This is a genomic window from Archangium sp., from assembly GCF_036389735.1.
GTDB lineage: Bacteria > Myxococcota > Myxococcia > Myxococcales > Myxococcaceae > Archangium.
Genome location: NZ_DASVWK010000204.1, coordinates 1 through 5,561, shown reverse-complemented (window position 1 = coordinate 5,561; position 5,561 = coordinate 1). Strand labels below are relative to the sequence as shown.

Sequence of the window (5,561 nt, the reverse complement as noted above, 5' to 3'; positions counted from 1 at the left end):
GCGCCGAGCAGTTGCAGCCCGTGCACGCCCTGCCCCATCGCGTCCATCGTGTAGTCCAGCGCCGCCTTGAAGTTGCGGTTCTGCAGCGCCTCGGACAGCTCGAAGAACTCCTCCTCGCGCGTGTGCGCCACCAGCAGCGCCACGTCCTGGGCCTCGATCACCGGGCCCTGCGCGTACGTGGCCAGCTTCTCCAGCTCCGACTGCAGGAGCCGCACGTTGCCGCCGATGCGCTCCTTGAGCTGCTCCGCCGCGCCCTTGCCCAGCTTCTTCTTGAAGGGCCGGAGGAACTCCTCGGCGAGCGGTTCGAGCTCGAAGTCCTTGTGGCGCGCCGCCACCTTGCGCTCGACCACCTTCCCCTTGTCCGCCGCGAGCTTCACCAGCGGGCTCTTCGCGTCCACCTCCGAGGCCGCCAGCACCAGCGCGTGCCCCGGCGGCACCCCCTTCTGGAACAGCTCCAGCAGCGCGCTCGCGTCACCCTCGGGCGCGCTGATGCGCTCCTCGCGGCAGAACGTGGCCACCTCCTTGAGGAAGATCAGGTCCGCCTCGGCCAGCTCGACGTTCAGCTCCTCCTTCCACTGCTCCACGGAAGGCGCCCCGCGCGCTCCCGGGTCCAACTGGTCCACGCCCCACCCCGCCCGCGCCGCCAGGGCCAGCAGCCGCCGCGCGCCCTCCTTGCGCTTGCCCGCCTTCCACGCCTCGCGCGCCTTGCCCAGCGCGTCCCCGCGTCCCTTCTTCGGGGCGAGGAACTCCGGGTCGCGCACCAGCACCACCTTGCGCCCGGGGAACATGGGCAACGTGGCCAGCTCCTGCGCCACCTCGCGCGGCGAGCCCGCGTCCAGCACCGCGAAGTTCAGCCCCGCCGAGGCGTCCGGCAGCAGCACCTTCACCAGCTCGTCCGCGCCCCGGCGCACCAGGTACTCCTCGCCCCACAGCAGGTAGAGCGGCAGCACCTTGCCCGTCTTCGCCTCGTCCAGCACGTCCTCGATGTCCGCGCTCATCGCCCCTCCAGCAGCTCGATGAGCATCCGCTCCAGCTGCAACCTCGGCGCCCCGTTGCGCTCCACGATGATGCCCTTCGTCTTCTCCAGCAGCCCGTGCCGCCGGTGCAGCAGGGTCTCGTGCGTGCGCGCCGCCACCTCGCGCGCCAGCTCGAGCAGGTCCCGGTTGGCCGGGTGCTCCCCACCCGCCTTCACCAGCGCCACGTCCCGCGTCCACAGCGAGAGGATGGAGAGCGCCTGCTCCGCCAGCTCGCGCGAGGAGCCGAACGTGTCCGCCCAGCGCAGCAGCGCCCCCACGTCCCCGGGCTTGAGCGCCTCGAAGCCACTGATGACCTCCTTGCGCGCCGCGAGCGCCTCGACATCCAGCGCCAGGGCACGACCCAGACTACCGCCCGCCATCACCGCCGCCAGCTCCGCCGTCTGGGCGTCCAGCTTGCGCTCCTTCTGGAGGCGCGCGGAGACGAGCTCCACGGGCAGCGGACCGAAGTGCACCTTGCTGCACCGGCTGCGGATGGTGGGCAGCAGCTTGTCCGGCGCCGAGGCCAGGAGGATGAGCGTGGTGTCCGAGGGCGGCTCCTCGAGCGTCTTGAGGAACGCGTTCTGCGCCTGCGGGTTGAGCATGTGTGCGTCCACGACGATGGCCACCTTGCGCTTGGACTCGAGCCCGCGCAGGGAGATGCGATCCAGCAGGCCGCGGATCTGCTCCACGCGGATTTCGCGGCTGGGCGTGCCCGTGAAGTCCGAGCGCCCCGCGAGCCCGCGGTCCAGGCGAACGGCGTCGGGCATCAGCCAGGTGACATCCGGGTGGGCGCCCTTGGGGAGGCGGGTGCAGCTCTCGCAGGTGCCACAGCCCTCGCTGGGCTTGACCGGGCAGATGAGGGCCTGGGCGAGCCCCACCGCGGCCAGCTCCTTGCCCACGCCCTCGGGGCCGGCGAAGAGGTAGGCGTGATGCACCGAGCCACTGCGCAGCGCCGCTTGGAGAGCGTCAATGGCGCGCGGCTGTCCGACGACCGAAGCCAACGTCATGGCGCGTGTATCCCCGCTCGGGCGGCACCCGTCAACCACTCAGCGGGTAGCCCACCCCTCTCCCTCCAGGAAATGGACGGGGTGAGGGTCTTCCTCACGTCGCCCCCCGAGCCCTCACCGTCTTGCGCCCCACGGAGCACGCCGAGCGCAGTTCACACCGGGCGCAGTTCCCTGGCACGGGCTGAGTGGGGCACACCCCGCTCATGCCGTAGTGGCACAGGGCGAAGTCGAAGCGCACGGGGTCCTCGGCGTCGAGCGCGCGCAGCGAGGCCGTCACCTCCTCGGCGGTGCGCCAGCTGGAGTCCTTGCGTCGAGTGAGGCCCAGGTGCAGGGAGATGCGGCCGATGTGCGTATCCAGGGGGATCAACAGCGCCGAGGGCCGTACCCGCGTCCAGATGCCGAGGTCCACCCCATCCGGCCCGCGCACCATCCAGCGCAGGAAGAGGTTGAGCCGCTTGGCCGCGCCGGGCCCAAGGGGCGCGGGCAACAGGTGGTGCAGCCCGCGCTCCGGCCCGAGTGCCTTGCGCAGCGGCTCCATGGGCACGTCCCGCAGGGCCTCGGTGAAGGCGGCCAGCGCGCCGTGCAAGGAGCCCCGGGCCTCGAGGCCGCGCACGAAGAGCGCCTCCAGGCTCCCGAGCTCGCGCAGCACCCGCCCCATGCCGAGTAGCAGCACCGCCACGTCCGTGCCCACGTTGAAGCGGTAGACGAAGCCCGTGAGCAGCTCGCGAGCCCCAGCGACGTCCAATGCGCGCACGAAGGCCGCCGGAGACGGGCCCATGCGCTTGAGCAGCGCGTCCACCTTGGGGCGGAAGAGGTCCGCGCGTCCGTACGCCAGCGCCGCCGCCAGCAACGCGCTCACCTCGATGTCGCGCGGATCCGTGTAGCGGTGCGGGAACTCCACGGGGTCGCGCAGGATGCGCGCCCGGGTGTCCGTCGAGGCCAGGAAGGCATCCAGACGGGGGCGCAAGAGCTCGGCTTCTCGCGGGCTCAGTCCTGTGGGTCCTCGGGTTCGCTGGGGCATGGGTCAGGCACTCCGTAACCTGAAGAAACCCGCTTCGTGAAGGGACCCATCCCTCGACTTCCGACACACCTCGCTTCTTGCGTGCCCTGTTTGCCCTGCAGCGGCCCTCCATGACACCCACCGTGAACAGGGGCTTGAGCAGCGGGGCGAGCCAGGTCCCATGGAGGGGTATGCTCACCTTGTGTTTTCTTCTGGTCAGAAGCTAATGTCCGTGCTTCGGCGTAGCCGTTGCCCTCCGCGGCGGCGCCAGGTGGCTGAGTCGCATCCCCATGAGTCGACGACATTCCGCGTCCGGGTGTTTCCAAGCGGGCCTGCCGTGGCTCCTCGCGGTCATGCTCTCCGGCTGTGTGACGACGGTCTACCAACCGCTCGTGTCTCTGCAGCGCCCAGTCATCATCGACCCTCAGGTGACCAATTTCGAGGGCCAGCGGTTGCTGCTGCGTTGCGTCCCCAGTGACTACCTCGGGCCGGAGGATTCTCGACTGTTGTGCCGACGCCTGCGCACGCTGTTCACGACACAGGGCGCGCAGGTCGAGGTGTCGCAAGGCGGAAGAACGTCAGGGGAGGACAAGGAAGGCGCGGCCAGGCCGGACCTCATCATCGAGCTGCGCTCACGACTGCTTCACGAGGACAACAGCACCCTTCTGTGGGTCCTGTCCGGGTTGACGCTGACGCTGGTGCCCGCGATCACCGAGTACAGTTTCTCTCAGGACGTCACCATTCGTGACTCCAGCGGATTCCTGCTCGCCTCCGACAACCTCCAGGCGCGCTTCGTGCGCTACTCCGGCTTCAGCGTGTGGGCGGTGAATGGCGTGCTGGATCTCCTCGTCCGACCCGAGGCTGAAAAACTGGGCGGCGACACAGCCAACCGGGACTTCTCGCGTGATTTCTACGGCCAGCTCAGTCAGCTCGCGTTCAATGCGCACACGCGCTCGGTGGTGATGCGCGGCTTCGAGCTCGAACCTCCGTCCCGTACGAAGTGAGCCCCCGCGGAAGAGAGAACCATGGAGTTCCTGCTGCTCATCCTCCTGATGCCTCTGCCGGTCTTCGGGGTCCGCGCGCACGATCCAATCGCCGGGCCCTGGCGGAGCAAGGAGGAGGCCCGCAATCTGGAGTGCACCCGCCTTGGCCAGTCCCAAGCGCACGAACTCCATCCGGACCAGGTGCCGGCTCCACCGCCTCGCGCCACCTCCGGGGTCACCGACGCGCTCTCCTGCACCCAGCGCTTCATGCGCTACGGGGAGCGACCCGACCGGGACGAGGTCATCCTGTCGTCGCTGCGCCAGTCGGTGGGTGAAATCACCCAGGTCGCCAGCGCCCTCGGCTCCGGCGAGCTCACCTGGCACGTGGACGCTTTCTATCCAGGGCCCGCGGTGGCGGCGAAGATCTCGGTCACCGCCAGGACGCAGCTCGCCGAGCGCGGGCTCAAGGTGTCGGACCGGGTACCGGTACTCGCCGCGGGCGACATCGCGGTGCTTGGGCGCATGCCGGCGAGCAAGGCCTACCCGCTCGCCTGCACGCGCTACTTCGCGCAGGGGGTGCTCAAGGAGCAGGACGCCTTCCTGGGGCTGATGATTGTCGATGCGCGCGAGACGCAGCTCCATGCCGGGCTGTGCATGCGTGGCGAGTGGAGGTGGCTGCGGTGAGGTCCGTGCTCTTGAGCCTGGCCTTCGCGCTGTTACCGGTATCCGCCCTGGCGGAGGAGCCGACGGTCACCGAGGCGCGCCGGGCGCAGCTCGAGTCGCTGCGCGCGCAGGTGGCGGGGCAGATCCAACTCCAGGCCTATGATCTGCTCGACGAGCTCGTCTTCAGCTGGATGGAGCAGCCCGTCTTCGCCCTGGACACGCCCGTGGTGCTCGCCGATGTCAGCGTGCCGGTGGGCTTCGGCAGCGGACTCCAGGCGCTGATCGAGAACCACTTCGCCGCCTTGGTGGTGAAGAACCCGCGCACCCGGGTGCTCCTGGCGCATTGTCCGCGGTGTACGTCGGTGGTGGTGCACTCGGGGGCCAAGGGCACCATCATCTCCCGGGGCGTGGACGAACCCGAGGCCCTCTCCACCGCGGGAGCGCTCTCTGGCAGCCACCATGCCCTCTTCCTCGACTTCGAGGTGGAGGGCGCCGCGCTGGTGCTGCGTGCGCGCATCACGGCGCTCGAGCCCGCGTTGCCCATCGTCTATGCGAAGACGCTGTCCACCTCGACCTCGTCCGCGGCGCTGCTGCGCACCGCGGACCACCTGAAGAGCGCCGCCGAGGCACGGCAGGAGTACCTCGACGCGCTCCAGGGACGAAGCCTCTACCTGGTGCCGGTTCGTATCGGGGTTCGCAGCTATGCCGCGGGAAGCGCTCAGTCGATCGCGATCCCCCCTTTCCTGTGGCTTCAGGTCGGCGCCGAAGCCCCGCTCACCCAGGCGCGCGCCTGGACCGGGAGCCTCTCGCTGGGTGTCAGCTGGATGCCCCAGCTGCACGTGGGGTGGATGGTCCAGGGGCGCATCTCTCGTCTTCTCTCGGGCTCGGTGAC

The 5,561-nt window shown here is 69.7% G+C and carries 6 protein-coding genes; 3 read left to right on the top strand and 3 right to left on the bottom strand.

What is annotated here, in order from left to right:
- The 3 genes from holA to VF794_RS07645 all read right to left on the bottom strand — a co-directional run.
- Positions 1 to 998: DNA polymerase III subunit delta (gene holA / locus VF794_RS07655; protein ID WP_331108526.1), on the bottom strand; the 998-nt coding region annotated here is incomplete at its 3' end.
- Positions 995 to 2,023 carry a DNA polymerase III subunit delta' gene (gene holB / locus VF794_RS07650; RefSeq protein WP_331108525.1) on the bottom strand — a complete coding sequence of 343 codons (1,029 nt, stop codon included), beginning with the start codon at positions 2,021 to 2,023 and terminating at the stop codon, positions 995 to 997. The genes holA and holB, both read right to left, overlap by 4 nt.
- Positions 2,024 to 2,117: 94 nt before the next feature.
- On the bottom strand, positions 2,118 to 3,044 hold the full coding sequence (locus VF794_RS07645; RefSeq protein ID WP_331108524.1) for a TIGR02757 family protein: 927 nt from the start codon (positions 3,042 to 3,044) through the stop codon (positions 2,118 to 2,120).
- A 347-nt stretch (positions 3,045 to 3,391) separates the two neighbouring features.
- Between VF794_RS07645 and VF794_RS07640 the strand changes: the two genes are divergently transcribed.
- From VF794_RS07640 to VF794_RS07630, 3 genes are all read left to right on the top strand, one after another.
- A complete protein-coding gene (locus tag VF794_RS07640) occupies positions 3,392 to 4,027 on the top strand; it encodes a hypothetical protein (protein ID WP_331108523.1) in 636 nt (211 codons plus the stop codon).
- Positions 4,028 to 4,048: 21 nt separating this feature from the next.
- Positions 4,049 to 4,690 (top strand): hypothetical protein, encoded by a 642-nt coding sequence (locus tag VF794_RS07635; protein WP_331108522.1) that lies wholly within the window; start codon positions 4,049 to 4,051, stop codon positions 4,688 to 4,690.
- Positions 4,687 to 5,561: hypothetical protein (locus VF794_RS07630; protein ID WP_331108521.1), on the top strand; the 875-nt coding region annotated here is incomplete at its 3' end. The genes VF794_RS07635 and VF794_RS07630, both read left to right, overlap by 4 nt.